Genomic DNA, 25,210 nt, shown 5'->3' with positions numbered 1-25,210 from the left:
ATGGTGCGCAAATATCGGGTCGTTCTCGCGACCATCGCCGTGTTCATTTCGCTCGCGGGGATGATGGAGGCGGTTCGCGGCCTGCTGTTCGACAGCAACGCCGAATTTCTCTATGGCGTGGTCGCGCTGTCGCTCGGCGTCGCCGCGTTTGTCGTGCTGCTCAATCCGACGCCGAAGGACGAGCGCTGAGCGTATTGAAGCGCACGTTTTGCACGCGGCGCGCGCTGGCGTGTGTTGCGCATCGAGCGGCACGCTCGCCGAGGAATGCGTGCACCCGGGCGCTTGCCCATGCCGCGCCCGCGCGCGGCGCGATCGTCGCAAGAGCTCAGTTGTCGCGGCGTTCGGGGCCGAGAGCGATCGCCGGCGGCCCGCCCGCCCGGCGCATTCCGGTTGCCCGAATCGCGGGCTCGCCGTTCAGCCCGGCTCCACCGCCGAATGCGCGCGCTTGTCCGCGAGCGGCAATTCTCCCCACGCGAGCGGAATGAACACGGTGCCGCCTGCTTTCTCGATCGTCTCGACGAACGTGCCGAGCGTCGCGCCCGCGGCGATCGACAGCGGCTCGCCGCCGAAATAGCTTTCGGTCCGAAGCCAGGGCGCGAGCCCTTCGTTGATGTCGACGACGCTGCAGGTGAGCGCGCCGCGCCCGGCCTCGGGCGGCAGCAGCGGGCCGTCGAACGCGACGCGCAGGATCTGGTCCGGACTGTCCCCGTAAGGCGGCCCTGCGTACAGCTCGTAAGGCGCCTCGCTCCAGCGGTCGCCGCACTGGCGATCGAGCGGCAGGCACGTGAAATAGGCCCACGGACTGCGCACGAAGCACAGACGATACGTGTCGCGCACGCCCTCGAGATTCGCTTTCAGTGTCATCGCTCGCCCCATCGTTCGACGCTCGCGGCGCCGGCGCGAGCGATGAAACGATCATCGTTGCGCGGCGTGCCGGCGGGTTGACGCAGATCAACCGTGCGCCGTGCGCGGCCGATTGACGTGGGTCAAGCGTGCGCGGCGCCGCGGCTCTATGCTGAGGCATCGATGGGTCCGCTGCCCGGCCGGGCAGCGGCTACAGGAGGTTGTCATGTCGGTCATGAAGGTTTCGTTTCCACAGGATCCACCGCCCGAATATTGCGCGCGCGATCTCGTCGTCGCGTTTCCCGCGCTCGTCGACGAGGCGTACGTGCAGTGCGCGATCACGGCCGAGGCGCTCGAGGATCATTTCGGCGCGCAATCGCTGAAGGAGGACGATCTGCTCGCGGCGTTCAACCTGCACCGCAAGAAGATCGAGCACGCCGCGCAGCGGATGCTCACGGAGATCGGCGGCAAGCCGGTCCTGCTGCACAGCGGGTTCTTTCGATTTCTTTACGAGTAGCGCCCGCGCGCCGCGCGGCTTCGCGACGCGACGCGGCGGCCGGTTCGGCAGGAGAACGACATGACGTTGTCAGGCAACATTCAGGATGGCGACTGGACGGTCGAGGTGACGACGTCGCCGGTGCCGGGCGGTTACGTGTGCGACATCAAGGTGATGCACGGCGCGCCGGGCGGGGCGTTCAAACACGCGTTCCGGCACGGCCGGACATTTCCGACCGAGCGCGACGCGATGGTCGAGGGGCTGCGCGCCGGCATGACCTGGATCGAGCTGAAGATGTCGAAAGCATTCAACATGTAGGCCCGAGCACGGCAAGACACGGCGCGCGTCCGCGTGCCGCGGCTCCGTCGCGCGTGGAAGCGCCGCATCGACGCCGCGCGCCGGCCCGGGCGGCGGCCGTCAATCCTCGTCCGGGTCGTCGATCAGCTTGTGCCGCAGCGCGTAGCGCACGAGCGCCGCTTCGTGCGGCATCTGCATCTTCTCGAGAATCCGCGTCTTGTACGTGCTGACCGTCTTCGCGCTCACGCACAGCTCGTCGGCGATCTGCGTGAGCGTCTGCCCCGACGCGATCCGGCGGAACACATCGAATTCGCGGTCCGAGAGGCGGTGGTGCGGCAGCGTTTCCGCCGGCTCGTTCAGGCTTTGCGCGAAGCGCTCGGCCATCGCGAGGCTCACGTAGACGCCGCCAGACGCGACCTTCGTCACCGCGCCGACGAGCTCCGAGCTCGCGCTTTCCTTCGTCAGATAGCCGGACGCGCCCGCGCGGAACGCGCGCACCGCGTACTGCTGCTCCGCATGCATCGTCAGCACGAGGATGCGCAGCGCGGGCTTTTCTTCCTTGATCTGCTTGATGAGCTCCACGCCGTTGCGTCCCGGCATCGACAGATCGAGCACGAGCACCTGCGCGGGCGTCGAGCGGACGAGCGCGATCGTCGTCGCGCTGTCGAACGCTTCGCCCGCGACCTCGAAGCCGGATGCGTTCTGCAGGATGTGGCGCAAGCCGTCGCGCACGAGCGCGTGGTCGTCGGCAATCAGAACCTTGATCATGGGTGGAAATCTTCCTGTCGAATCGATTGCATCGGGGAAGGCGGCCGGCGGACGGCGGTTTCGATGGCGCGAGGCGTCGTGCGCACGCGCGGCCGCGCGCCGCGCGTGCGGGCCGGCGCGCGCGTGGCCCGGCCGGCGCCAGGCGTGCCGGCGTCGGCAGCCGCGAATGCGGCGGCGCGTGCCCGCGCGGGCGAACCGGCGCCGGGCGCGGCGTGCGCGCGTTCGTTTCGAACCGTCGTATGAGCGGTCGTCAAGATCCTCCCCGGTCGAGGCGGGCAGCGACGCGGCGTCCCGAACGCTCGGACGCAGTCGCAAGAGTGCCGCAGCCTCATTTCATCAATATTGAGACGAAATTGTGCTCGATTTGATTGCTTTTGGCTAATGGGATTGACGCAATGCGTGCCGCGAATGCGGCAGCGCCGCATGCGCGCCGCGCAATGTGCCGGCGCATGCGCGTGCCCGAGCGCGCGCTTGATCCTCGTCAACGGTGGCCTGCTCGCGGCGCGCGAGACTCTCCGCAGGGCGTGCTCGCACGCGATTCGAGTGAGGTTTTCCGGAGGTGTCGACCATGTACAAAAAAATCTTCGCGGCGCTCGACGGCAGCCGCAGCGCGAGCGTCGCGCTCGACGAAGCGATCAAGATCGCCAAGACGTTCGGCGCGACGGTGACGGCGGTTTGCGTCGTCGAGCACAAGCCGCAGCTCGTCGACGTCAACGCCGCGTACATCGAGCCGCAGGAGGACGACAACTCGGCGGCCGACATCGCGACTCGCGTGCTCGCCGACGCGAAGGGGCGGCTCGCGGAGCAGCACGTCGAGGGCTCGGTGCGAGCGATCGATTCGTATGGCGAGGATGTCGCGGCGGTGCTGATGCGCACGGCCGCCGAATCCGATGCCGACCTGATCGTGATGGGCACGAGCGGGCGCCACGGGATACGCAGGCTGCTGCTCGGCAGCGTGGCGGAATCGCTGCTCCGGATGGCGGACCGGCCGGTGCTGCTGCGTCGCCACGACGAACTCGCGTCGTGACGCGGATCGCCGCGACGCGATCGGCCGCATTGGGATGGTGCGCCGCGGAAACGGCATGCGCGGCGAGCGAAGGCGCGCGGTCGCGAAGCCGCTGATTCGCCGAGCGCGGCGGCCGTGCGAATCGTCGGCTTCGGCATATGACGAAAGTCGCGCGGGCGATGCGATGTGCAACCTATGCAACGCCCGCCGCGCACGAACGGCAACGGACGAACGGCAACGAACGACAACGGACGGTAACCGGAAACGGGGCCGGAAATCGAGCCTTTTCGCGCATATCGGCCGGCGCCGGATCGGCGAACTCAGGCGCCGGGCTCCCGGCCCGGCCTGACGCAGGGGCGCCGGCGACCATGCCGCTCGCCGGCGCCGTGACGGCGCGGCGTCAGTGCGACAGCAGCACCGGCACCGTCATCGATTCGAGCATCGTCCGGGTCACGCCGCCCAGCACGCGCTCGTGTGTGCGCGTGTGGCCGTATGCGCCCGTCACGAGCAGGTCCGCATGCAGGTCGGCGGCGCGGTTGAGCAGTGCCGCGCCCGTTTCGACGCCCGGCACGTGCGCCGACGCCGAGAACGACGCCTGGATGCCGTGCCGTCCGAGGTACGCCGCGACGTCGATGCCGGCGGGCGCGAGATCCGCGCCCGTCTTGCGGCGCCGCAGCACGCTCTCCACCGTCACGAAGCGCGCGCGTTTGAGGAGCGGCAGCGCATCGGTGACCGCGCGCGCGGCTTCGCGGCTGCCGTCCCATCCGACCAGCACGTTCTCGCCGAACGTGCGCATCGCGCCCGTGAACGGCAGCACGATCGCGGGCACCCCGCAGCTCATCACGACGTCGTCGACGAAATGCGGCTCGATGTGTGCAGCGTCGTCGCCGGGATCGGGCTGGCCGAGCACCACGAGGTCCGCGTGGCGCGCATGCAGCGTCGCGACGTCGGTGGGCGGGCCGGCCGGCGCGCGCCATTCGAAGCCGACGCCCGCGCGCGCGCCCGCGGCGGTGAAGCGCGCCTGCGCGGCGTCGCGCCGCGCGGCGTGCTGCGCCTCGTTCGCCGCGAGCCGCAGGCTTTCGTCGCTGCGAAAGAGCGGCCGCATCAGATCCTGGCTCACGACGTACAGGCCGATCACGTGGGCGTCCCAGCGCCGCGCGAGGTCGAGCGCGAACTCGGTGCGCGCGTCGCTCTGGCGGCTGTCGTCGACATGGACGAGCAAAGTCTTGAATTTCATCTCACGGCCTCCGTCGGATGAATGGCGTTCGCGTCGTCGGCCGGCGCGCTGCGGGCCGGAATCATCAGCACGGGGCAGCGGGCGTGCCGCAGCAATCGCTCGGCGACGCTGCCGAGCATCAGCCGCCGGACGCCGCGCCGGCCGTGCGTGCCCATCACGATCAGGCTCGCGCCGATCTCGCGCGCCGCGCGCTCGAGGCGCTCGGCGACGTCCTCGCCCGGCGGCTCGACCTCGACGAGCCGCGGCGCGCCGGCGACGCCGCGCCGCGTCATCCGGCCCTGCGCGTCGTCGAGCACGCGCCGGCCTTCCTCGCGGAACGCGTCGATGAGGATCGACGGGTCGTAGCCCGGCGTGTCGAACGCGAACACCGGCATGTCGACGACGTAGACGGGCACGAGCCGCGCGTTCGTGTCGACCGCGAGCTGCAGCGCCGCGTCGAGCGCGTGCGACGCCGTCTCGCTGCCGTCGAGCGCGACAAGAATGATCGAATACATGTCTGTCTCCCAACACCCGTTTCGTTTTCGGCCGTTTCCGGTCGCACATCGCGCGCCGGAACGGCCATTACCCAGCGCGAACTGCGGGCCGCGCGATGCGCGCCCGCGCGGCCTTGCGTCCGCGCGCCTCTTCGGGCGGCTGCGAACGCGCGCCTTGCGCCGCTCAGTGCGACATCAGGACCGGCACCGTCATCGACGCCAGGATCGTGCGCGTCACGCCGCCGAGAATCAGCTCCTTCCAGCGCGCGTGGCCGTATGCGCCCATCACGAGCAGATCCGAGCCCGATTCGTACGCGTGCGACAGCAGCACGTCGCCGATCGACGAGTCGCGCGAGCGTTCGAGATCGCGCACGTCGATGTTCGCGTGATGCCGTGCGAGCGTGAGCGCGATGTCGGCGCCCGGAATCCGCGCACCGGGCGGCTCCTGCGCGGCGCCGTTGACGGTGACGATCGTCGTCTTCGTCGCGAGCGCGAGGAACGGCGCGGCGTCGTGGACGGCGCGCGTCGCCTCGCGGCTGCCGTCCCACGCGGCGAGCACGCGCGTGCCGATCGCGGACGGCATGCCCGCGTACGGCAGCAGCAGCACCGGGCGGCCCGCCGACAGCACGAGGGTATCGGGGAAGCTGTCGTCGACGTAGGTTTCCGGATCGTCCGGATCGGTCTGGCCGGCGATCACGAGATCCGCGTAGCGTGCGTAGTGCGGCACCGCGTCGTTCGCGCGCGCGTCGGCGACGATCCACTGGCCCTGCACGTTCGCGCGCGTGAGTTCCGCATGGAACAGGCGCTCGAGCGCCGCGCGCTTCTCGCCGCGCCGCTTCTCCTGGTCGGCGAAGTAGTCGGCCGTGCCCGCCATCACGTAGAACGACGTGGGCTCGGGCGTGTAGATCGCGAAGACCGCCGTCAGGTGGGCGCCGAACTGACGCGCGAGCGTCAGCGCGGTTTCGAGCCGCGTGCGCGCGCGGTCGCTCGTGTCGAGATGGACCAGGATGCTCTTGTAGCTCATCGCTCGTTCTCCTTGGTACCGGCGCGCCTGGCGCCGTCTGTGCGTATGCCCCCAGTCTATGAAGCGCGCGGGCGGGGCGCTTGACTCAGATCAAAACCCGTCCGGCCGCCCGCCCGCGCCCGGGCGCCGCACGCGGGCGGGCCGCGCCGCTTGATGCGCGTCAACCGGCGTGCGCGGCAAGCGCCTAGAGTGAGGCGCGAGGGGCATCCCACGCCCCGCGAGCGGAGAAGACGACATGAAAGCGCTGGTGTATCACGGGCCCGGCGGCAAGTCGCTGGACGAGCGCCCGATGCCGGAGTTGGCGGCGCCGACGGACGTCATCGTGCGCGTCACGCGCACGACGATCTGCGGCACCGATTTGCACATCCTGAAAGGCGACGTGCCGAGCTGCGAGCCGGGGCGCATTCTCGGCCACGAGGGCGTCGGCGTCGTGCATCGCGTGGGCGCTGCGGTCAACACGCTGAAGGAGGGCGACCGCGTGCTGATCTCGTGCATCTCGTCGTGCGGGCAGTGCGAATACTGCCGGCGCGGGATGTATTCGCACTGCACGACGGGCGGCTGGATTCTCGGCAACCGGATCGACGGCACGCAGGCCGAATACGTGCGGATTCCGCACGCGCAGACGAGCCTGTACCGGATTGCGCCGGGCGCCGACGAGGAAGCGCTCGTGATGCTGTCCGACATCCTGCCGACCGGCTTCGAATGCGGCGTGCTGAACGGCCGCGTGCAGCCGGGCGGCACGGTCGCGATCGTCGGCGCGGGGCCGATCGGGCTCGCGGCGCTCTTGACCGCGCAGTTCTACTCGCCCGCGCAGATCGTGATGATCGATCCCGACCCGAACCGGCTCGCGGTCGCGAAGCGCTTCGGCGCGACCGCGTGCATCGACAACGGCCAGGTCGACGCGATCGCCGAGGTGAAGGCGTTGACGGGCGACGGCGTCGATTGCGCGATCGAGGCGGTCGGCATTCCCGCGTCGTTCGAGCTGTGTCAGCAGATCATCGCGCCGGGCGGCGTGATCGCGAACGTCGGCGTGCACGGCGTGAAGGCGGACCTGCATCTCGAGACGCTCTGGGACCGCAACATCACGATCACGACCCGGCTCGTCGACACCTCGAGCACGCCGATGCTGCTGAAGACCGTCGGCGCGGGGCGGCTCGATCCGAAGCAACTGATCACGCACCGTTTTCCGCTCGCCGACATCGAACAGGCGTACGAGACGTTCGGCCACGCGGCGAACACGCGCGCGCTGAAGGTCATCATCGACGTGTCCGAATAGGCTGGCGGCCGGGCGGCGCGCGGGCCTTGCGCGCCGCGGACGCCGCCGCCTTCGACGGCCGTCGCGATGCGCCCGGTTTTCCGAAGCCGGGCGGGGGCGCGCTCGTCCGCGCGAACGGGTCACGAAACGCGTTTAGAATGCGGGATGCCGATTCACGCCGCGCTCGCTTCGCGGCCGGCGCCGCGGCGGTCCGCGCGCGCCGACGCCACCCGGCTCGGCATTCGTCGCGTTCGAGGTGCGCCCGTGTGGCATTTTCCCCAGGCTATTCCCGCGTCGCTCGGTCCGTGGGCCGTGTTCGCCAGCGTCCTCGTCACGCAACTCGGCATGCCCGTTCCTGCCGTGCCGATGCTGATCATCGGCGGCACGATGGCGGCGATGGGGCAGGCGTCCTATGCGAGCATGCTCTGCGCGGCGGTCGCCGCGACGGTGCTCGCCGATTCGATGTGGTTCTTCGCCGGGCGCGCGCGCGGCCGGCGGCTCCTCAACGCGCTCGTGCGTTTCTCCCTGTCGCTCGACGCGACGCTGCGCGTCGCGCGCAAGGTGTTCGAAAAGCACGGCGCGCCGCTGCTCGTGCTCGCGAAATTCCTGCCGGGCCTCGGGCTCGTGTCCGCGCCGCTGCTCGGCACGACGGCCGTCGCCGTGTGGGTGTTCCTGCTCTGGGACGTCGCGGGCGCGTCGCTGTGGGCGAGCGTGTGGCTCTTCGGCGGCGCGGCGCTGCACGACGAGATCGTGCGGCTGATGCAGTGGGTGAGCGCGAGCGGCGGCACGCTGTTCGACGCGTTCGCGGCGATCTTCGTCACGTTCCTGCTGTACCGCTGGGCGATGCGCGTGCGCTTTCGCCGCTGGCTCGCGAAGATCCGCATCAGCCCGCAGCAGCTCGACGCGATGCTGAAATCGGCCGCGCCGCCCGTCGTGTTCGACGCGCGGCCGCGCGCGGTGCGCGAGAAGGAGGCGTACCGGATCGCGGGTGCGTATCCGCTCGATCTCGATTCGCCCGATTCGTTGCATCCGGACCTGACGACACGTGCGATCGTCGTCTACTGCGTGTGCCCGAACGAGGCAACCGCCAAGCGCATCGTGAGCCAGCTGCAGCGCAAGCAGATCCGCCACGCGCTCGCGCTGAAGGGCGGCCTCGACGCATGGGAGAAGCTCGGCTATCCGGTCGAGCCGCTGCCCGCGGATTTCGACGCGGCTCGCTACGTCGCGCCGCCCGTCGTGCCGGGCGACGGCGGCTTTCCGATGCGCGCAGGCGTGACGGACTAGCCGCGCGGCGAGCGCGGCGGCCCGGCGCGCCGCCGCCGCGCCGTTTCATCGTCCGGCCGGATCGCTTCGACGCTTCGCGCGCATTCCATTTCGACGACCGATCACGAACCCGCCCATGCCCGCGCGTCCCGCTTCCTCCGCTCGTCCGCCGATTCCGCGCACCGTCTGGGCGCTCGGCTTCGTCAGCTTGTGCATGGACGTGTCGTCCGAGCTGATTCATGTGCTGCTGCCGATCTATCTGGTGACGACGATGGGGATGAGCGTCGCGGCGCTCGGCGTGCTCGAAGGCGCGGCCGAGGCGAGCGCGATGATCGTCAAGATCTTCTCGGGCGCGCTGAGCGACTGGCTCGGCCGGCGCAAGGCGCTGCTTCTGCTCGGCTACGGGCTCGCCGCGCTGACGAAGCCGCTGTTCCCGCTTGCGGGCGGCCCGGCGACGGTGGCCGCCGCGCGGCTCCTCGATCGCGTGGGCAAGGGCATCCGCGGCGCGCCGCGCGACGCGCTCGTCGCCGACATCGCGCCGCCCGAGATCCGCGGCGCGTGCTTCGGGCTGCGCCAGTCGATGGATACCGTCGGCGCGTTCGCCGGGCCGCTGCTCGCGATCGCGCTGATGCTCGCGTTCGCCGGTCACATTCGCGTCGTGCTGTGGTTCGCGGTCGTGCCGGCGTTTCTCGCGGTCGCGCTGATCGTGTTCGGCGTCGACGAGCCGGCGCCCGCGCCCGCCGCCGCGCGGGCGTTCCGCTCGCCGCTGCATTGGCGCGCGCTGCGCGCGTTTTCGGGGCGCTACTGGTTCGTCGTGCTGATCGGCACCGCGTTCACGCTCGCGCGCTTCAGCGAAGCGTTTCTCGTGCTGCGCGCGCAGCAGGCGGGCCTCGACGTTGCGTGGATTCCGGCCGTGATGGTGGTGATGAGCGTCGCGTACGCGGCGTCCGCGTACCCCGTCGGCATCGTGTCGGACCGGTTCGGCGCGCGCGTGCCGCTCGCGGCCGGCATGTTGCTCTTGGTCGCGGCCGATCTGGTGCTCGGCGCGAGCGCGTCGCTGACGGCGCTGTTCGCAGGCGTCGCCGTGTGGGGATTGCACATGGGCTTTACGCAGGGGATGCTGGCGGCGCTCGTCGCGGAAACCGCGCCGCCGGACCTGCGCGGCACCGCGTTCGGCGTGTTCAATCTCGCCGGCGGGATCGCGATGCTGGCGGCGAGCGCGCTCGCCGGCTGGCTGTGGGAGCGCCACGGCGCACCGACGACGTTCTTCACGGGCGCGGCGCTCGCGGCCGTCGCGCTCGCGATGTGCGGCTTCGTTCGGCGGCGGGCGCAATACGCGGAGTGACGGCGGCCGTTCGATGTTCGGTGACGCGCCGGATCGATCGGCGTTGACGGAGATCGAGGCGGCGAAGACGAGGGCGAAGTCGAAATCGAACGCAGCGGTAGCGTCGGCGGCGACGACGATGGCGACGACAAGGGCGACGACGAGAGCGACAAGGATGACGATGGCGACGATGTGACGAGCGATGGGCTCGAGCATGGGGGCGTGCGGAGCGTGAGCGTGACGCATGTCGATTGCGCCGATCGCGCACACGTTGCCGCACGAAGCGCCTGCCTGATCGCGCGGCGTCAACGCTGCGTCGCGCATCGCCATCGCGCATCACGAACGCGTTCGTCGCCGGACGCGACCGACCATCCGCGCACGGCGATCGGAAACGCTGCGCGCCGGCGCGCAGCGATCGACGAACATGCCGAGCGCCGCGCTCGCTCTTCCCGCCGATCGTGCGCCGCCGTCCGATCGCCTTCCCGGTCGCCTTCCCGGTCGCCGATCATTCGCAAAGCCCCTGCAAAACCCCTGCGAAACTGCTGCGAAACCCCGGTAAAACACCCGCAAAACTGCGCGGCCGACAGGGTTTTAAAAACGCTCTATGCTCAACGCTCCATCAACGAGCGCGTTCGCAACCGTCCGGATAAACATATCTCGTTTTCTTCGTTTCGCACGCGCGACAGACGATATAGGGTTCGCCGATATGACGATCGATACGGTGTCATCCACTTCCATTCCGCTCGCGTGGATCGCGGGCGTCGGCGCGAGCGCCGGGCTCGGCGCGGCCGTCGGCCGGCGCTTCGCGCGCGAGGGCTTCGCGGTCGTGCAGACGGGGCGCACGCACGAGCGCGTCGCGGCCGTCGCCGACGAGATCCGCGCGCAAGGCGGCGTCGCGCACGTCGCGAGCGGCGACATCGCGAGCGAGTCCGACGTCGAGCGGCTCGCCGTCGAAGTGCGCACGCTCGGCACGCTGCGGGCGGGGGTGTTCAACGCGGGCAACGCCGTGCGCGCGCCGACGCTCGAACTGAGCGTCGCGCAGTTCGAGAACGCTTGGCGCACGAACGTGATCGGCGGTTTCCTGTTCGCGAAGGCCGCGCTTGCACAGCAGTTGCTCGACGCAAGCAACGACGCGCCCCGCAGCCTGCTGTTCACGGGCGCGACGGCGTCGTTGCGCGGCCGCCCGCCGTTCGCCGCGTTCGCGTCGGCGAAGGCCGGCCTGCGCGCGCTCGCGCAGACGCTCGCGCGCGAGTTCGGGCCGCGCGGCATTCACGTCGCGCATGCGGTGATCGACGGCGGCATCGATGGCGAGCGCTTGCGCAGCGCCGCGCCCGAGCGCGCCGCGCAAGCGGGCGCCGACGGGCTGCTGTCGCCCGACGCGATCGCCGAGAGTTACTGGCAACTGCACGTGCAGCATCGCAGTGCGTGGACGCAGGAGCTCGATCTGCGTCCGTACAACGAAGCGTTCTGACGAGGAGTAGTCGCGATGAGCACAGTCATCGAACAGCGGCCGCTTGTGCAGGAAGGCGGCGAGATCGAAGCGGAAGTCAACTATCTGGCGAAGGGCGTCGCGCGCCCGGTGGCGTACACGTTCGAGCCGCCGCCCGGCACGCCGTGGGCGACGGGCGAGCTCGCGCCGCGGCGCGTGAAGATTCGCGACGCGCGGCCGCTCGCGGCGGCGGGCGCGCTCGGGCTCGATGCGAGCGGCTTCGAGCTCGTCGCGCATCGCAGCGCGCTCGCGGATTTTGCCGACGACGCGGCGATCCGCTCGCGCTACTACGCTGAAGTCGACGCGCTCCTGCGCGCGGCGACGGGCGCCGAGAAGGTCGTCATCTTCGATCACACGCTGCGCGACAGCGCGCAAGGCTCGCGCGCGACGGCCGCGCTGCGCGAGCCGGTGCGGCGCGTGCACAACGATCAGACGTTCGTGTCGGCGCCGCGCCGCGTGCGCGATCATCTGCCCGCGGACGAAGCCGAGGCGCGCTTGCGGCACCGCTTCGCGATCGTCAACGTGTGGCGTCCGCTCGACGTCGTCGAACGGCTGCCGCTCGCGCTATGCGACGCGCGCACGATCGCGCCGGACGATCTCGTGCCGAGCGATCTCGTCTATCGCGACAAGGTCGGCGAGACGTATTCGGTTCTCGCGAATCCCGCGCATCGCTGGCTCTACTTTCCGCGGCTGCGCGCCGACGAGGTGCTGCTGCTGAAGATCTACGATTCGCTCGACGACGGGCGCGCGCGCCTCACCGCGCACACCGCGTTCGACGATCCGACGACGCCCGCGACCGCCGCGCCGCGCCGGAGCATCGAGGTGCGCGCGCTCGTGTTCTGGCCGGCGGCCGCGTGAGCCGAGCGGCAAGCGGCCTGCGGCGGCGACGCGGCGAATAGCGCGGGGCCTCGGTCGGGCTGCCGGCGCACATTGCGCTTGCGACGCGCGTCGGCGGCGCGCGCGGGGCGCGGCGCGGCGCATGGCGCACATGGCGGGGCGGGCCCGCCAAGCGCCGGCCGCCGTGCGCCGCCGCACCGCAAGCCGCCGCCGCACCGCAAGTCTGCCGCGGCATCGGCCGCATCCTCGGCCATGCGCGCAGCGCAGCGTGCGCATGGCCGCCTTGCCGCTCGCACGCGGCACAAACGGCTGGCGGCGAGCGCCGTATTCTTCATATAATTACCGCTGCATTTCGGCCGGGCGTGCAATGTCGATCCGGGCGTCGGCGCGTCTTGCGTCGCTTGTCCGATCGTCGTCGATTGCCCGCTTCAAGCAAAGCGAACGCGCGCGTGCGACACGCGCGTTCGTCGATGCGCGTGCGGCGCGGCGGCGGCGCATTGCTTCGACGCGACCCGAAGCAGCTTCCGGCGCGTGTAGCGATACGTGATACGCGAGCGATTCGCACCGCCGAGCCGCATCGTTGCGATCGTCGGCGCGATTCGGCTTCGACGCCGATGCGATCACGGATCGCGTGCGCGTTCATCGGAGCCGGCGCGTCGCGCCGTCTTCGCGCAGCGGCCCGCGGCGGCGCACGCAACGGTCTTTCCTCGACACGAACATGACAGCGGCACACTCGCGCGCCGCCAGGAGACATCGGTGACTTCACAAGACGAACGGCTGCACCGCGGCCTGGAGGAGCGGCACATCAACCTGATGGCGCTCGGCGCGACGATCGGCGTCGGGCTCTTTCTCGGCTCCGCCTCCGCGATCCGCGCGGCCGGCCCGGCGATCCTGCTGACCTACGTCCTCGGCGGCATCGCGATCTTTCTCATCATGCGCGCGCTCGGCGAGATGGCGATCGACAATCCGGTCGCGGGCGCGTTCAGCCGCTACGCGCAGGACTACATCGGGCCGCTCGCCGGCTATCTGACGGGCTGGACCTACTGGTTCATGTGGATCGTCACGTGCATGGCCGAGATCACGGCGGTCGGCGTCTACATGCACATGTGGTTTCCCGGCGTGCCGAACTGGATCTGGACCTTCGCCGCGCTGATCGTGATGGGCGCGGTGAACTTCATCGCGGTGAAGCTGTACGGCGAATTCGAGTTCTGGTTCGCGCTGATCAAGATCGTGACGATCGTGCTGATGATCGCGGGCGGCGGCCTGATGATCGTCGCGGGCGTGGGCAACGGCGGCGTGCCGACCGGCATTTCGAACCTGTGGGCGCACGGCGGCTTCATGCCGAACGGCTGGTCGGGCGTCGTCGACGCGCTGCCGATCGTGATGTTCGCGTATCTCGGCGTCGAGATGCTCGGGCTGACGGCGGGCGAGGCGCGCAATCCGGAGAAGTCGCTCGCGAAGGCCGTGAATTCGGTGTTCTGGCGCGTCGTGATCTTCTACGTCGGCGCGCTGTTCGTGATCATGTCGATCTATCCGTGGAACCAGATCGGCACGCAGGGCAGCCCGTTCGTCATGACGTTCTCGCGGCTCGGCATCCCGGCCGCGGCCGGCATCATCAACTTCGTCGTGTTGACGGCCGCGCTGTCGTCGTGCAACAGCGGAATCTTCAGCACCGCGCGGATGCTGTTCAATCTCGCCGAGCAGGGGCAGGCGCCCGAGCGGCTCGCGTCGGTGAACCGGCGCGGCGTGCCGGTGCAGGGCGTGCTGATTTCGGTGGCGCTGCTGTTCGTCGGCGTCGCGCTCAATTACTATGCGCCGCAGAAGGTGTTCGTGTGGCTCACGTCGGTGTCGACGTTCGGCGCGATCTGGACGTGGTGCGTGATCCTGATCGCGCAACTGCGCTTTCGCCGCCGCGTGCCGGCGGAGCGCCTTGCGCGGCTGCCGCTGCGCGTGCCGCTCTATCCGGCGTCGTCGTTCGTCGCGCTTGCGTTTCTCGCATTCGTCGTCGTGCTGATGGCGTTCTCGCCCGACACGCGCGTCGCGCTCGTGATCGGGCCGCTGTGGATCGTCGCGCTGACCGTGTACTACTACGTGAGCCAGGCGGGGCGGCGCGCTCAGATGACGTCGCCGACGGACGGTTGAGCGCTGCAAGGCGCTGGCCGACGGCGGACGACGAGAGGCGTGCGCGCGCCTGCCGTCGATCGCGGCGGGGCGTTCGTCGTCGATTCGGCGGGCCGGTGCGCGCGCGAGCGCGTGTGGCGGCGCGTCACGTCGGCACGTGCCGGTTCCATTGGAATTTCATTTTCCGCTTCGGATGGGGGCGCGTTTCGCGTATTGCGGGCGCTTTCGATTTCGCCGCGTGAGGTGCGATGCGGCATGCACTGGCGTGCGAGCGATTTGGTGCGCGATTCCGCGCGCGGCGGCGCATGCCATGCCGGCCGGCCGCAATGGGAACGCGACGAAAACGACGCAAGAACATCCGCGTGCGACTCACTTCGCGCGCCATGCATGCTGCGAACCCGCGCGATTCATGGGTGCGATACGCGATACGCGATGCGACGGAAGATGGAAGATATGCGAACGAGCGCACCGACAAACGAAGCGACGAACGCCGCGCGGGATTCAAATCGCTTCAAATGGCGCGCTGAAGCCGCCCCCTTCATTCAGACGCCGGCGTCGATTAATTCGGATACCGCGAGGTTCGGCTCGACGCCGCAATGACGACACCAATCGAGATAAAGGAGAATATCGACATAGCGTTCTCCGCGTTCGATCTTGGAGAGATAGGACTGGTCGATGCTCAGGCGCTCGGCCAATTGCGTCTGGGTGAGACCCGCCGCTCTTCTCAACGCGCGCAGATGCGTGCGCAGAACGACATAACGAGGGTGATGAATGGAAGGGAGCATGGGCGAATGCTCCCTGCTGAATCCAAATAGTCCACCTTGGCCTAATTGGGCTATGATAGCTGAAAACTGACTTCGGCACTATTCAACATAACAACATGGTATTCGATTGTCGGTCGAAAAGAGGCAGTGGAATCATACGGGGAAATGGTAATGGCAACATACAAGGAATTGCTTGCCCAATTGGATGATTTGAAGCATCAGGCGAAGACCGCGCGCGCGGTCGAACTGCCCGATGTGCTCGTCGAGTTGCGTAGAAAGATCGACGAGTACGGCCTCACGCAAAAGGACCTGTTCCCGCCTCGTCTCGGCCGGCCAAAGAAAGAGGACTTGCTGCCGAAGCCGCGCTATCGCGATCCGGAGACGGGCGCGACGTGGACGGGACGCGGTCGAGCCCCGGCGTGGATCGCGGGGCAGGACCGCGATCCGTTCCTGATCGATTAGCGTGCTTGCTGCGATCGCACGCGGCGAGGGTCGCGGGCGAACCGGTTGCGCGGCATTCGTTGCCGCCGGTTCGTCGTGGCTCGTCTGCGTTCGTGCGTTCGCGAGTCGTACGTTCTTGTGATCGTCGGTTCACGCGATCGCCGATTCGCGCGCAATGTGCGTTTGAATGTGCGCCGCCCGTGCGGCGTCGCGGCAGGTTTCGATCGCCGTGACGCGCTGCGCGGCCGGGTATCTTCATCAACACGGCGCGCGTTCGATCGCACGGCGCGCGTTCGATCGTCGTCGTTCGTCTTGTTTGAAACGATCGAAGCGCGCCGAACCGATATCCATTGTCATGTCGGCCGCCGCGCTCGCGCCATGCGACGCGGCGCGACGGCGCGGGCGTCAACGCGCGGCGTCCGTCCGTGCGACCCCGAAGCGCTCGTTGTGTCCGGCGCCGTTCAGATAGTAATTGCCGATCACCGCTTCGCGGGCGGCCGCGGGATTATGTGAGGCGAGCACGCGCGCGTTGCGCCAGTGGCGGTCGAAGCGGCGTGTCTCGCTCGTCGCCGATGCGCCGCCCACTTCGAACAGCAGCGTCGCGGCCTCGAGCGTCTGCGCGAGCACGATTTGCTGCGCCTGGAACGCCTGGATGTCGACGCGCACGTACGCGTCGTCGGTCGCATTGCCGTTCGCGCGCGCGGCGCTGACGTCGTCGAGCGTGCGCGCGATCGCCGCGACGATGCTCTGAGTCGAATAGGCGAGGCTCGCGAGCCGCCCGATCACGCGCTGCACGAGCGGATCGTGACGCGGGCTCGATTCGCCCGGCACGCCGAACGTGCGCGTGCGCTCGCGCGTGAACGCTACCGCGTCGCGCAGCACCGCGCGCGAGATGCCCGCGAGATTCGCTAGGTGCAGCGTCTGGAAATACGCGGTCAGCAGGCTGTTGGTGCGCGGCGCCGACGCGTCGAAGCGGCGATAGATGTTGTCGGGCTCGACTTCGACGCGCGTGAAGCGCGTCGTGCCGCTGCCCGTCAGGCGCTGGCCGAAGCTGTCCCAATCGTCGATGCGCTCGACGCCGGGCGTGTCGGCCGGCACGAGCACGCGCAGGTCCGTGTCGCCATCGTTCGCGGTCACGTCGATCCAGTCTGCATACAGCGTGCCCGTCGTGTAGTACTTCTCGCCGTCGAGCACGAGCCTGCCGTTTTCGCGCGACAGCCGCACCGTGTTGCTCGTGACGGCGCTCCGCTCGGCCGTCGCGCCGCCGACGATCGTTCCGCGTGCGATGCGTGCGAACCAGCGCTCGCGCAGCGTGGCTTCGGGGCTCTCGTGCAGCATCTCGACGAAGCCGCCGTGCACGCGCAGGATCTGCGGCAGATTCGAATCGGCTTCGCCGAGCCGCGCGATCAACGCGAAGAACGGCGCGAGGCCGATGCCGCCGCCGCCCGCGACGCTCGGCACGCGCAGCTTCGTGAAGCCCGCGTCGCGCAGCCATTCGACGGGCTTGTACGGCAGGTCGCGATGCTGATCGCGCGCGACCGCGCCCTGCGCGATCCGATCGAACACCGGCGCGAAGCGGCGGATCAGCGGATCGTCGTCGAACAGGAGGGCGGCGTCGGCGGTCGCGCGTTCGTGCGTGTCGGCGTGGGGCGTGTCGGCGTGCTGCCGGGCGGCGGGCGTCGCGGCGCGCCGCAGCATGAAATCGGGCGTGGAGATGGCCATCGAAGGTCCTGGCGGGATGTGGGCGCAAGAAAAGACGTTAAACGGAGCGAGCCCGCCCGGACAACAAACGATTCATGCGATGCTTATGCGGCCGAGCGGGTTCGCGCGACGGCGTGCGCCGTTCGACGTTGCCGCGCGACGAGCGTCGCGCGGCGATCGACGCGGTGCCGGTTGACGCGATGCGCATCGGCGCGCCGTCGCGTCTCGCGACGGCGCGCACGGCATGATGCGCACGGCATGATGCGCACGGCATGATGCGCACGGCATGATGCGCACGGCATGATGCGCACGGCATGATGCGCACGGCATGATGCGCACGGCATGATGCGCACGGCATGATGCGCACGGCATGATGCGCACGGCATGATGCGCACGGCATGATGCGCACGGCATGATGCGCACGGCATGATGCGCACAGCATGATGCGCACAGCATGATGCGCACAGCATGATGCGCACAGCATGATGCGCACAGCATGATGCGATGCGATGGAAGCGCACACGGCGGAGTTCCCGTAATCGTTCGTACGCGTGCACGAGCCGGCAACGACAAACGACAAACGACAAACGACAAACCGCAAACCGCTAACGACCGACCTTCGCAATCTGCCGCTTCGCCGCCTTGCTCCGCGCGGGAATCCACGTGGCGGCGAAGAGGGCGAGCGCGAACCAGCCGAGCGCGACGTCGCCGACGAGATGGATGAGCTCGCCCGGCATCATCAGGCCTTGCACGAACATCAGGCCGAAGTGGGCGGCATTCGCGACGACCGTGAAGTCGAGAAACAGCCGGTGCTCGAACGGATCGTTCGCGGCTTCCCACAGGAAAATGCCCCACACGACATAGACGGTGGAGATCATCAGTTCGTAGTGCTCGCCGCCGCCGTGCACGCCGCCCCAGCGCACGAGGCGCATCACCAGAAGGCCGATCGGATCGCCCGCGATCTGATGGTCGATGCCGAGCAGGATCGTGACGATCGCCGCGCCGAAGAACAGAACGAAGGCCGCGCCGAGCAGGCGCGTGATCAGCGAGAGCCATGGGGAGGCTTGCGGCCGGTCGTGCTGCCGGGTCGAAGTCGAAGACATGAAATGCACCGTCCGTGTGAGATTGATCGACGCGAGCGCGCCGACGCACGGTCGAAGCGCTCGCGCTTGCAAAAGGCGCGGGCCGATCGCCGATGCGCGACGCATCGGCGATGCGCGCGGCGTTCAGCTTGCTTGTGCCGTCATCGGATGCAGCGGAATGCGTCGCGGCGCGGCATTCGCCGCGTATCGCGCGTTGCTTGCGTCGATGTTCTCGAGCAGCCGGTCGAGTTGCGCGAAGTGCCTGCGATTGTCGTGTTGCCACGGGTGGAAGCCGGGCTTGAAGTACGCGAGCGTACTCGGCGTCAGACGGATGAGGCCTTTCACGAAGAACCGTGCGAACGCCCACTTACCGGTGACCTTGCCGTGCATTCGCCGGTGCGCGTTCATGAACGCGATGTGGAAATGGAAATTCGTTCCCCAGAACACGGCGCTCGTCATCAGCATCGAGCCGACGCGCATCAGATAGCGCGTCGGGCCCGGCTTCATCACCGCGTTCCACACGTCGAACGCGACCGCCTTGTGCTCGGTCTCTTCCATCGAATGCCAGAGCCACATGTTCGCGTACGCGTCGGCCGAGTCGTGGAAGTGCTCGAAGTTGCTGAGCAGCATGTCGGTCATGATCGCCGTGTAGTGCTCGAACGCGATCGTCTGCGCGAGCCGCAGCGGAGGCGGCAATATCTTCCACATCAACTGCGTGAACTTCCAGAAGCCGCGGTCGAGCCGATGCGCGGGATAGCCGGCAGCCTCGGCGACGTCGTTGAACTCGACGTGCTCGCGGCTGTGCATCGCCTCCTGTCCGATGAAACCCCGGACTTGCTCCAGCAGTTCGGGGTCCTGAATGCGATCCCGGTAATGACGAACCGAATCGATGAAAAAGCGCTCGCCCGCGGGAAACATCAGCGACAGCGCGTTGAAGTAGTGCGTGTTGGCCACGCCGTTCACGTGCCAATCGCCGATGCGATCGGGCGGGAGGGCGAAGCGAACGTCACGGCGGATTATGGCTGACATCGGGTCTCTCCATGTTTTGCGAATCAGCGGCGCGTCCGCATCGATTGAGCGATCACGGGCGGACGCGAGCGGTCGAGCCGTCCGCGTTCCGTTCGACGCAATGCGGCGGCTCTTTAAATAACGATCGTTATGGAATGAACGCTACGCCGCGATTTGATCGTTGTCAACTGAGTCATTGTTCAATGTATTGATTGAGGCGTGCCGGGCGACGCGATAAGACAAGCCGGGCGCGGGCGGGCGGTTGGGGGTGAGGGGAAACGCGAAGCCGGCGGAGCGCGGAGATCCGCGTGCGCCGGATGCGTTGTGCATCGCCGCATCGCCGCGCGGCGCGACGCATCCCGGCACGCCGCGCCGCGTTGAGTCATATTGCGATGCGGCAAGGCGCGCCGCCGCGGCGCGCCGCCGCGCGTCGTGCGGCCTCTTGTTGCGCCGCGCGAGGTGCCCGCGCACCGGCGACATCGCCGCCGCCCGCTTAGCGCCGCCGCGCATAACGATTTGCGGATAAATTCGTGGCGACGCGCATCCGATCGGCACAGAATCGCCGGCATTCCCAACGACATGCCTCGCGAGCGAGGCCGACCGCCGATGAGCCGAGATCTGTTGCTCCTGCTGGAACCCGGATTCGCCGATCCCCAACACCCGGGCGAGCGTTTCGTCTGTCCCGGCAGCGTGCCGATCGAAGGGCTGCTCGCGAGCGATCCGTCGAGGCAGGCGCGCCTCGACATTCGCCGGCTGCCGTTCGCGCGGCCGCGCGAGGCGGCGATCGCCGCGCTCGACGCCGAGCATCAGGGCCTGCCCGTGCTCGTGCTGGGCGACGACGCGCCGCCGCCCGACGACGCGCTCGCGCTCGGCGACAAGCGCTTCGTCACCGATTCGCGCCGCATCCTGGAGCTGCTCGCCGAGCGGCACGGTTTTCCGAAACTGCACTGAGCGGCCCGGCGGCCGGATGCCGACGCGGCCTCGGTCGCCTTGCCCGCGGCCCGGCGCGGCATCGGCCCGGGCATGCCGCCGCCGCATCGCCGATTCGCCGCCGCCCGACTTCATCGATGACGCCGATCCTCAAACAGCCGTCGCGCCGCCAGCTGCATCTGAACGTCAACATCCTGCATTCGGGCTTCGTGCCGTCCGCATGGCGGGTGGACGACGCCGATCCGCGCGCGTTCGTCGACGTCGCGCACTACGTGCGCGTCGCGCGGATTGCCGAAGCCGCTAAGTTCGACGCGGTGTTTCTCGCGGACAACGCGTCGATCGTCGATCAGATCGACTTCCGTCCGATCACCGCGCTCGAGCCGACGATCCTGCTCGCGACGATCGCCGGCGCGACGACGCGCATCGGCCTCATCGGCACGGCGTCGACGAGCTACAACGAGCCGTTCAATCTCGCGCGCCGCTTCGCGTCGCTCGATCACGCGAGCGCCGGGCGCGCCGGCTGGAACATCGTGACGACGGCCGATCCCGGCTCCGCGCGCAACTTCGGCCTCGACGCGGTGCCCGATCATGCGCAGCGCTATGCGCGCGCGGCCGAGTTCGTCGAAATCGTGAAGGCGCTGTGGGACAGCTGGGACGACGACGCGCTCGTCGCCGACAAGGCGCGCGGCGTTTTCGTCGATACGGCCAAGGTGCGGCCGATCGCGCATCGCGGCGCGCATTTCCGCGTGCGGGGGCCGCTGAATCTGCCGCGTCCGCCGCAAGGGCATCCGGTGCTCGTGCAGGCGGGCGGCTCGGCCGACGGGCGCGCGTTCGCCGCGCGGCACGCGGAGGCGGTGTTCTGCGCATCGCAATCGTTCGACGAGGCGCTCGGCTACGCGCGCGAGCTGAAGGCGGCCGCCGCCGGGCTCGGTCGCGGCGACGTGAAGGTGCTGCCGGGCTTGACGACGATCATCGGCGCGACCGAGGCCGACGCGCTGCGCCGCCGCGACGCGCTCGTCGACCTGATCCCGCTGCGCTACGGGCTGAACCGGCTCGCGGGCACGCTCGGCGTGCCGGTCGAGCGGCTCGCGCCCGATGCGCCGCTGCCGGACGATCTCGCGCTGCCCGACGGCGGCAACGGCAACCACACGTTCTTTCACGCGACGCTCGCGAGCGCGCGGCGGCATCGCTACACGGTGCGCGAGCTGTTGCGCGAGATGGCGGGCGGCGGGGGGCACCGGGTGATCGTCGGCACGCCCGAGCAGATCGCCGACGACATCGCGCACTGGTTCGAAGCCGGCGCGGCCGACGGCTTTAACCTGATGCCGGACGTGCTGCCGGGCGGCCTGCAGGATTTCGTCGACGGCGTGGTGCCGATCCTGCAGCGGCGCGGCCTCTTTCGCACCGAATACGAAGGAACGACGTTGCGCGACCATCTCGGCCTGCCGCGGCCGGAGCGAGAGTGTGCGTCTGAGCGTGCGTGAGGTGTGTGAGGCGCGCCGGTTCGATCGGCGCGCGCGACGCCCGCGCATGCGATCGCATGAAGCGGCGCGATTCGCTCGGCGGACGAATGCGCGACCGAACCTGAACGGGATTCGACACCGCTTGATACCGCTCGATACGGCTCGATACGGCTCGATACGGCGAGTCGAGTCGAGGCGATTCGGGCGATTCGCTTTCCCGCCGCATCCGGCCGGACCCGCAGGCAAAAGACGTGCCTCGGAGCGCTTCCGAACGCCTCGCCGATTCCACGCTCCGGATCACGCACGACGTCGCTCGCATCGCCGATGCGCCGAGCGATCGCGGGCGGCGCGCGGCGCAGCGCAAAGCCGGCGCGCCGCAAAAAGCCCCAAGGAAACGCTGATTAAAGACCAGATTCACGCTACTGAGCACGACCCGACAAGGGTTTGCGGGGCTGCCAGTGTTGCCCCAACACAATGATTTGCGGGGTTGTTAATTCGTTGTGTTCGCGCGTCCAAGACGACAGCACGGGTATCATTCGACGCTTCCCACCATCGCGCGGCGGTTTCCTGTCGCGCCCACGACGAGATACCCATGAGCCTGCACAAGATCATCTACGATACGGACCCGGGCGTCGACGATTCGATGGCGCTCGTGTTCCAGGTGCTTCATCCGGACATCGAACTGCTCGGCGTGACGAGCGTGTTCGGCAATGCGACGATCGACACGACGACCCGCAACGCGCTCTATCTCGCGGGCCGCTTCGCGCCCGGCGTGCCCGTCGCGTGCGGCGCGGCCGCGCCGCTGCGGCGGCCCGCGCCCGAGCCGCTCGGCGGCATCCACGGCGACGACGGCCTCGGCAACACGGGCCTCAGCCAGCCCGTGGACGTCGCGCGCGCGCCGAACCTCGACGCGCGGCCCGCGCATCGCTTCATCATCGACACGGTGCGCGCGCATCCGCACGAAGTCACGCTGCTCGCGGTCGGCCCGCTGACGAATCTCGCGCACGTGCTTGCCGAGGCCCCCGAGGTCGCGACGCTCGTCAAGCAGGTCGTCATCATGGGCGGCGCATTCGGCACCGCGGGCGTGCTCGGCAACGTGTCGCCCGCCGCCGAGGCGAACATCGCGGGCGATCCGGACGCGGCGGACATCGTGATGTCGGCGTCGTGGCCGCTCGCGGTCGTCGGGCTCGACGTCACGCAGGCCACGATCATGACGACCGACTATCTCGCCGCGCTGCGCGACGACGCGGGCGACGCGGGCCGCTTCGTCTGGGACGTGTCGCGCCATTACGAGGCGTTTCATCGCGCGAGCGCGGGGCTCGCGGGCATCTACGTGCACGATTCGTCGGCGGTTGCGTACGTGGTCGCGCCGCAGCTGTACAAGACGCGCACGGGCCCCGTGCGCGTGCTGACGAGCGGCATCGCGGCCGGCGAGACGATCCAGAAGCCGTCGACGATGACCGTGCCCGCGCCGGACTGGGACGGCCGGCCGCCGCGCGACGTGTGCGTCGGCGTCGACGCGGACGCGATGCTCGCGCTCTATCGGAAGACGCTCGTCGGCTGACGGGCCGCGCGCCACCCGCGCCGCCCGCGGTCCGTCAGGCGTCGAAGCCGATCGTCTGCAGGAAGCGCTCGAACGTCGCCGCGTCCGCGTACGACTTCTGCGTGCCGAGGCCCGTCACCGAATGCGCGGCGTACGCGGACGCGAGCCGCATAGCGGCGGGCGCGTCGCCCGTCGCGACGTAGTGGCGCGCGAAGCAGCCGATGTATGCGTCGCCCGCGCCCGTCGTGTCGCGCGCGTCGGCGGCAACGGGCGGCACGCGCACGACGCCCGTGCGCGACACGAGGAGCGAGCCTTTGTCGCCGAGCGTGACGATCACGTTCTTCAGCCCGCGCTCGACGAGCGATTCCGCCGCGCGCTCGATCGCGTCGGGAGAGTCGGTCGGCATGCCCGACACGAGCGCGAGCTCGGTTTCGTTCGGCACGAGGAACTCGAGCTTCGCGAGCCGCGCGAAGTCGAGGCCGGGCGCGCCCGGCGCGGGATTGAGCAGCACCGGGATGCCGCGCGCGGCGGCGAAGTCGATCGCGTAGTAAACCGTATCGATGTCGATCTCGAGTTGCAGCACGACGAGGCGGCTCGCCTTGATCTTCGCGGCGGCCGCGTCGATGTCGGCCGGCTTCAGATGCCGGTTCGCGCCCTTGACGATCAGGATGCGGTTGCGTGAATCGGGGCTCACGAAGATCGGCGCGACGCCGCTCGACACGCCGGGCACGCGGCGCACGTGCTCGGTGTCGATGCCGACGCGCTCGAAGTTGCGCAGCGTGTTGTCGGCGAACAGGTCGTCGCCGACCTTCGACACCATCACGACGCGCGCGCCCAGCTTCGACGCGGCGACCGCCTGGTTCGCGCCCTTGCCGCCGCAGCCGAGCTCGAAGTTCGGCGCTTCGAGCGTTTCTCCGTCGGCCGGCATCCGCGTGACGTAGGTCACGAGGTCGACCATGTTGCTGCCGATTACGGCGATCGTCTCCATCTGTTGTGTCCTCGGAAGTGAAGTGTTGTCGTGTTCGACGGGTGAGCGCGTGCGGTCGCCCGCATCCGAATGGAATCACATCGGGCGCGCGCGCTCAATCGTCCCGGCGACCCGGCGAGATCGGCGAGATTGACGAGATCCGCGCGATCCGCGCGATCCGCGAGATCGACGCCGCATCCGCGCGGCAGCCCGTTTGCTCGCGCGAGACCCGAAAGACGTTTCGGTTTCCGACATCTTTACGTTCGCGCAGCGCGCGCAGGGGCATTCGTGGTGCTCGGCGCATCGGCTGATATAGTGGCGCCCTTTGTTGCCGATGTCGTTGTCAGCGTATGAATAGGTTGTCGCTCCCGCTCAAATGGCCGTTTGCATCACTGATCGTCGTTCAGGCGGCGACGAGCTGGGCGAACGGACCGCATCCGCTCGATGCGGCCGCCGTGTCGTCGCACACGTTCACCGCGAAGGAGATTGGCCGCTCGACGGCCGATGCACGTAGCTACGGATCGCCCGTGACTTCGGTGTTCGGCGAGGCGAAGGGCGCGTCGCGTTCGTTCGAAGCGACGCGGGAAAACGGTGCGGGCGCAGCCGGCTTCGCCGACGAGCTCGGTGCGGCCGAGCGCCGCCAGCGGCTCGCGGAGGAAGACCGGGCCGCGCAGCGATTGCGCGATTCGCGATACGACGGGCGCGGCCGATGGCCGAGCCAGGCTGTGCCGTCCGGGATGCCGAGCCGTCCGGACATCGCGATCGAGAAACCCGTGCCGGGCGTCGTGTGCGCGAGCGGCACGGACAACTCGATCGGGTGCAGCAGGGGGTTCTGAACGCAGGCGCGGCATCGGGCGCGCCCGCGGCGCGCGTCGCGT

Annotated in this window: 26 protein-coding genes; 15 read left to right on the top strand and 11 right to left on the bottom strand. The window is 69.1% G+C overall.

All coding sequences use genetic code 11. The features are described 5' to 3' along the window. Positions 1–189 carry a DUF2964 domain-containing protein gene (locus tag WT60_RS28470; protein WP_038743965.1) on the top strand — a complete coding sequence of 63 codons (189 nt, stop codon included), beginning with the start codon at positions 1–3 and terminating at the stop codon, positions 187–189. 225 nt (positions 190–414) lie between these two features. Here WT60_RS28470 and WT60_RS28465 read toward each other — a convergent pair whose 3' ends face one another. Next, positions 415–864, bottom strand: a complete 450-nt coding sequence (locus WT60_RS28465) for a hypothetical protein (RefSeq protein ID WP_038744168.1) — start codon at positions 862–864, stop codon at positions 415–417. 205 nt (positions 865–1,069) lie between these two features. Here WT60_RS28465 and WT60_RS28460 point away from each other — a divergent pair, with 205 nt between their 5' ends. Continuing rightward, the gene (locus WT60_RS28460) at positions 1,070–1,360 is read left to right on the top strand and encodes a DUF1488 domain-containing protein (protein WP_038743967.1); all 291 of its coding nucleotides are present in this window, start codon (positions 1,070–1,072) and stop codon (positions 1,358–1,360) included. Between the two features lie 60 nt (positions 1,361–1,420). Further along, on the top strand, positions 1,421–1,657 hold the full coding sequence (locus tag WT60_RS28455) for a hypothetical protein (RefSeq protein WP_038743969.1): 237 nt from the start codon (positions 1,421–1,423) through the stop codon (positions 1,655–1,657). A 99-nt stretch (positions 1,658–1,756) separates the two neighbouring features. Here the strand turns inward: WT60_RS28455 and WT60_RS28450 are convergent, their stop codons facing one another. Further along, complete coding sequence (locus tag WT60_RS28450; RefSeq protein ID WP_038743971.1) at positions 1,757–2,404, bottom strand: response regulator transcription factor; 648 nt, start codon at positions 2,402–2,404, stop codon at positions 1,757–1,759. 568 nt (positions 2,405–2,972) lie between these two features. On the opposite strand from WT60_RS28450, the gene WT60_RS28435 reads away from it, so the two are divergent. Next, on the top strand, positions 2,973–3,431 hold the full coding sequence (locus WT60_RS28435; protein ID WP_038743976.1) for a universal stress protein: 459 nt from the start codon (positions 2,973–2,975) through the stop codon (positions 3,429–3,431). Positions 3,432–3,810: 379 nt separating this feature from the next. Here WT60_RS28435 and WT60_RS28430 read toward each other — a convergent pair whose 3' ends face one another. From WT60_RS28430 to WT60_RS28420, 3 genes are all read right to left on the bottom strand, one after another. Beyond that, positions 3,811–4,647, bottom strand: a complete 837-nt coding sequence (locus WT60_RS28430) for a universal stress protein (protein WP_059646765.1) — start codon at positions 4,645–4,647, stop codon at positions 3,811–3,813. Then, positions 4,644–5,141, bottom strand: a complete 498-nt coding sequence (locus WT60_RS28425; protein ID WP_038743980.1) for a universal stress protein — start codon at positions 5,139–5,141, stop codon at positions 4,644–4,646. The genes WT60_RS28430 and WT60_RS28425 overlap by 4 nt, the downstream gene beginning before the upstream one ends. 163 nt (positions 5,142–5,304) lie before the next feature. After that, complete coding sequence (locus WT60_RS28420) at positions 5,305–6,144, bottom strand: universal stress protein (RefSeq protein WP_038743982.1); 840 nt, start codon at positions 6,142–6,144, stop codon at positions 5,305–5,307. A gap of 235 nt (positions 6,145–6,379) precedes the next feature. Here WT60_RS28420 and WT60_RS28415 point away from each other — a divergent pair, with 235 nt between their 5' ends. From WT60_RS28415 to WT60_RS28375, 6 genes are all read left to right on the top strand, one after another. Beyond that, the gene (locus tag WT60_RS28415) at positions 6,380–7,420 is read left to right on the top strand and encodes a zinc-dependent alcohol dehydrogenase family protein (RefSeq protein WP_038743984.1); all 1,041 of its coding nucleotides are present in this window, start codon (positions 6,380–6,382) and stop codon (positions 7,418–7,420) included. 243 nt (positions 7,421–7,663) lie between these two features. Beyond that, complete coding sequence (locus WT60_RS28410; protein WP_038744170.1) at positions 7,664–8,683, top strand: VTT domain-containing protein; 1,020 nt, start codon at positions 7,664–7,666, stop codon at positions 8,681–8,683. Positions 8,684–8,798: 115 nt separating this feature from the next. Further along, the gene (locus WT60_RS28405) at positions 8,799–10,007 is read left to right on the top strand and encodes an MFS transporter (protein ID WP_060356589.1); all 1,209 of its coding nucleotides are present in this window, start codon (positions 8,799–8,801) and stop codon (positions 10,005–10,007) included. Between the two features lie 685 nt (positions 10,008–10,692). Further along, a complete protein-coding gene (locus WT60_RS28390) occupies positions 10,693–11,457 on the top strand; it encodes an SDR family NAD(P)-dependent oxidoreductase (protein ID WP_060356587.1) in 765 nt (254 codons plus the stop codon). 15 nt (positions 11,458–11,472) lie between these two features. After that, entirely contained in the window at positions 11,473–12,333 is an 861-nt protein-coding gene (locus WT60_RS28385) for a CmcJ/NvfI family oxidoreductase (RefSeq protein WP_059581738.1), read from the top strand. Between the two features lie 735 nt (positions 12,334–13,068). Then, positions 13,069–14,454, top strand: a complete 1,386-nt coding sequence (locus tag WT60_RS28375) for an amino acid permease (RefSeq protein ID WP_038744173.1) — start codon at positions 13,069–13,071, stop codon at positions 14,452–14,454. A 521-nt stretch (positions 14,455–14,975) separates the two neighbouring features. On the opposite strand, the gene WT60_RS28365 is transcribed toward WT60_RS28375, so the two are convergent. After that, entirely contained in the window at positions 14,976–15,218 is a 243-nt protein-coding gene (locus WT60_RS28365) for a helix-turn-helix transcriptional regulator (RefSeq protein WP_038743998.1), read from the bottom strand. Between the two features lie 150 nt (positions 15,219–15,368). Here WT60_RS28365 and WT60_RS28360 point away from each other — a divergent pair, with 150 nt between their 5' ends. Continuing rightward, on the top strand, positions 15,369–15,659 hold the full coding sequence (locus tag WT60_RS28360) for an H-NS histone family protein (protein WP_060819919.1): 291 nt from the start codon (positions 15,369–15,371) through the stop codon (positions 15,657–15,659). A gap of 384 nt (positions 15,660–16,043) precedes the next feature. On the opposite strand, the gene WT60_RS28355 is transcribed toward WT60_RS28360, so the two are convergent. From WT60_RS28355 to WT60_RS28340, 3 genes are all read right to left on the bottom strand, one after another. After that, positions 16,044–17,360 (bottom strand): acyl-CoA dehydrogenase family protein, encoded by a 1,317-nt coding sequence (locus tag WT60_RS28355; RefSeq protein ID WP_060356586.1) that lies wholly within the window; start codon positions 17,358–17,360, stop codon positions 16,044–16,046. A 584-nt stretch (positions 17,361–17,944) separates the two neighbouring features. Beyond that, on the bottom strand, positions 17,945–18,442 hold the full coding sequence (locus WT60_RS28345) for a DUF6632 domain-containing protein (RefSeq protein ID WP_060356618.1): 498 nt from the start codon (positions 18,440–18,442) through the stop codon (positions 17,945–17,947). A gap of 123 nt (positions 18,443–18,565) precedes the next feature. Then, positions 18,566–19,450, bottom strand: a complete 885-nt coding sequence (locus tag WT60_RS28340) for a metal-dependent hydrolase (protein ID WP_060356585.1) — start codon at positions 19,448–19,450, stop codon at positions 18,566–18,568. A 585-nt stretch (positions 19,451–20,035) separates the two neighbouring features. On the opposite strand from WT60_RS28340, the gene WT60_RS28330 reads away from it, so the two are divergent. The 3 genes from WT60_RS28330 to WT60_RS28320 all read left to right on the top strand — a co-directional run bounded on the left by WT60_RS28330 (position 20,036) and on the right by WT60_RS28320 (position 23,386). Continuing rightward, on the top strand, positions 20,036–20,380 hold the full coding sequence (locus WT60_RS28330; RefSeq protein ID WP_038744008.1) for a DUF3088 domain-containing protein: 345 nt from the start codon (positions 20,036–20,038) through the stop codon (positions 20,378–20,380). A 116-nt stretch (positions 20,381–20,496) separates the two neighbouring features. Further along, positions 20,497–21,843, top strand: coding sequence for an LLM class flavin-dependent oxidoreductase (locus WT60_RS28325; RefSeq protein WP_059670550.1), 1,347 nt, complete (start codon positions 20,497–20,499; stop codon positions 21,841–21,843). 571 nt (positions 21,844–22,414) lie between these two features. Beyond that, on the top strand, positions 22,415–23,386 hold the full coding sequence (locus WT60_RS28320; RefSeq protein WP_038744011.1) for a nucleoside hydrolase: 972 nt from the start codon (positions 22,415–22,417) through the stop codon (positions 23,384–23,386). 34 nt (positions 23,387–23,420) lie between these two features. Here WT60_RS28320 and rbsK read toward each other — a convergent pair whose 3' ends face one another. Both rbsK and WT60_RS34810 read right to left on the bottom strand, forming a co-directional pair. Further along, positions 23,421–24,353 carry a ribokinase gene (gene rbsK / locus WT60_RS28315; protein ID WP_060356583.1) on the bottom strand — a complete coding sequence of 311 codons (933 nt, stop codon included), beginning with the start codon at positions 24,351–24,353 and terminating at the stop codon, positions 23,421–23,423. A gap of 94 nt (positions 24,354–24,447) precedes the next feature. Next, on the bottom strand, positions 24,448–24,618 hold the full coding sequence (locus tag WT60_RS34810) for a hypothetical protein (protein WP_186448622.1): 171 nt from the start codon (positions 24,616–24,618) through the stop codon (positions 24,448–24,450). A 64-nt stretch (positions 24,619–24,682) separates the two neighbouring features. Between WT60_RS34810 and WT60_RS28310 the strand changes: the two genes are divergently transcribed. Then, on the top strand, positions 24,683–25,168 hold the full coding sequence (locus WT60_RS28310) for a hypothetical protein (RefSeq protein ID WP_059581701.1): 486 nt from the start codon (positions 24,683–24,685) through the stop codon (positions 25,166–25,168). The last annotated feature ends 42 nt before the right edge of the window (positions 25,169–25,210 follow it).

Origin of the sequence: Burkholderia sp. MSMB617WGS (genome assembly GCF_001532025.2) — a bacterium.
Taxonomy (GTDB): Bacteria; Pseudomonadota; Gammaproteobacteria; order Burkholderiales; family Burkholderiaceae; genus Burkholderia; species Burkholderia savannae.
Note: the sequence above shows the minus strand (reverse complement) of the source record. Positions and strands in the feature narration are given on the sequence as shown.

What these genes read in the sequence shown, in the direction of transcription:
- WT60_RS28340 (WP_060356585.1), bottom strand. Translation starts at nt 19,450, where the DNA reads ATGTCAGCCATAATCCGCCGTGACGTTCGCTTCGCCCTCCCGCCCGAT.
- WT60_RS28345 (WP_060356618.1), bottom strand. Translation starts at nt 18,442, where the DNA reads ATGTCTTCGACTTCGACCCGGCAGCACGACCGGCCGCAAGCCTCCCCA.
- WT60_RS28430 (WP_059646765.1), bottom strand. Translation starts at nt 4,647, where the DNA reads ATGAAATTCAAGACTTTGCTCGTCCATGTCGACGACAGCCGCCAGAGC.
- WT60_RS28320 (WP_038744011.1), top strand. Translation starts at nt 22,415, where the DNA reads ATGAGCCTGCACAAGATCATCTACGATACGGACCCGGGCGTCGACGAT.
- WT60_RS28465 (WP_038744168.1), bottom strand. Translation starts at nt 864, where the DNA reads ATGACACTGAAAGCGAATCTCGAGGGCGTGCGCGACACGTATCGTCTG.
- WT60_RS28435 (WP_038743976.1), top strand. Translation starts at nt 2,973, where the DNA reads ATGTACAAAAAAATCTTCGCGGCGCTCGACGGCAGCCGCAGCGCGAGC.
- WT60_RS28330 (WP_038744008.1), top strand. Translation starts at nt 20,036, where the DNA reads ATGAGCCGAGATCTGTTGCTCCTGCTGGAACCCGGATTCGCCGATCCC.
- WT60_RS28390 (WP_060356587.1), top strand. Translation starts at nt 10,693, where the DNA reads ATGACGATCGATACGGTGTCATCCACTTCCATTCCGCTCGCGTGGATC.
- WT60_RS28420 (WP_038743982.1), bottom strand. Translation starts at nt 6,144, where the DNA reads ATGAGCTACAAGAGCATCCTGGTCCATCTCGACACGAGCGACCGCGCG.
- WT60_RS28450 (WP_038743971.1), bottom strand. Translation starts at nt 2,404, where the DNA reads ATGATCAAGGTTCTGATTGCCGACGACCACGCGCTCGTGCGCGACGGC.
- WT60_RS28385 (WP_059581738.1), top strand. Translation starts at nt 11,473, where the DNA reads ATGAGCACAGTCATCGAACAGCGGCCGCTTGTGCAGGAAGGCGGCGAG.
- WT60_RS28455 (WP_038743969.1), top strand. Translation starts at nt 1,421, where the DNA reads ATGACGTTGTCAGGCAACATTCAGGATGGCGACTGGACGGTCGAGGTG.
- WT60_RS28470 (WP_038743965.1), top strand. Translation starts at nt 1, where the DNA reads ATGGTGCGCAAATATCGGGTCGTTCTCGCGACCATCGCCGTGTTCATT.
- WT60_RS34810 (WP_186448622.1), bottom strand. Translation starts at nt 24,618, where the DNA reads ATGCCCCTGCGCGCGCTGCGCGAACGTAAAGATGTCGGAAACCGAAAC.
- WT60_RS28325 (WP_059670550.1), top strand. Translation starts at nt 20,497, where the DNA reads ATGACGCCGATCCTCAAACAGCCGTCGCGCCGCCAGCTGCATCTGAAC.
- rbsK (WP_060356583.1), bottom strand. Translation starts at nt 24,353, where the DNA reads ATGGAGACGATCGCCGTAATCGGCAGCAACATGGTCGACCTCGTGACC.
- WT60_RS28460 (WP_038743967.1), top strand. Translation starts at nt 1,070, where the DNA reads ATGTCGGTCATGAAGGTTTCGTTTCCACAGGATCCACCGCCCGAATAT.
- WT60_RS28415 (WP_038743984.1), top strand. Translation starts at nt 6,380, where the DNA reads ATGAAAGCGCTGGTGTATCACGGGCCCGGCGGCAAGTCGCTGGACGAG.
- WT60_RS28425 (WP_038743980.1), bottom strand. Translation starts at nt 5,141, where the DNA reads ATGTATTCGATCATTCTTGTCGCGCTCGACGGCAGCGAGACGGCGTCG.
- WT60_RS28405 (WP_060356589.1), top strand. Translation starts at nt 8,799, where the DNA reads ATGCCCGCGCGTCCCGCTTCCTCCGCTCGTCCGCCGATTCCGCGCACC.
- WT60_RS28310 (WP_059581701.1), top strand. Translation starts at nt 24,683, where the DNA reads ATGAATAGGTTGTCGCTCCCGCTCAAATGGCCGTTTGCATCACTGATC.
- WT60_RS28355 (WP_060356586.1), bottom strand. Translation starts at nt 17,360, where the DNA reads ATGGCCATCTCCACGCCCGATTTCATGCTGCGGCGCGCCGCGACGCCC.
- WT60_RS28365 (WP_038743998.1), bottom strand. Translation starts at nt 15,218, where the DNA reads ATGCTCCCTTCCATTCATCACCCTCGTTATGTCGTTCTGCGCACGCAT.
- WT60_RS28360 (WP_060819919.1), top strand. Translation starts at nt 15,369, where the DNA reads ATGGCAACATACAAGGAATTGCTTGCCCAATTGGATGATTTGAAGCAT.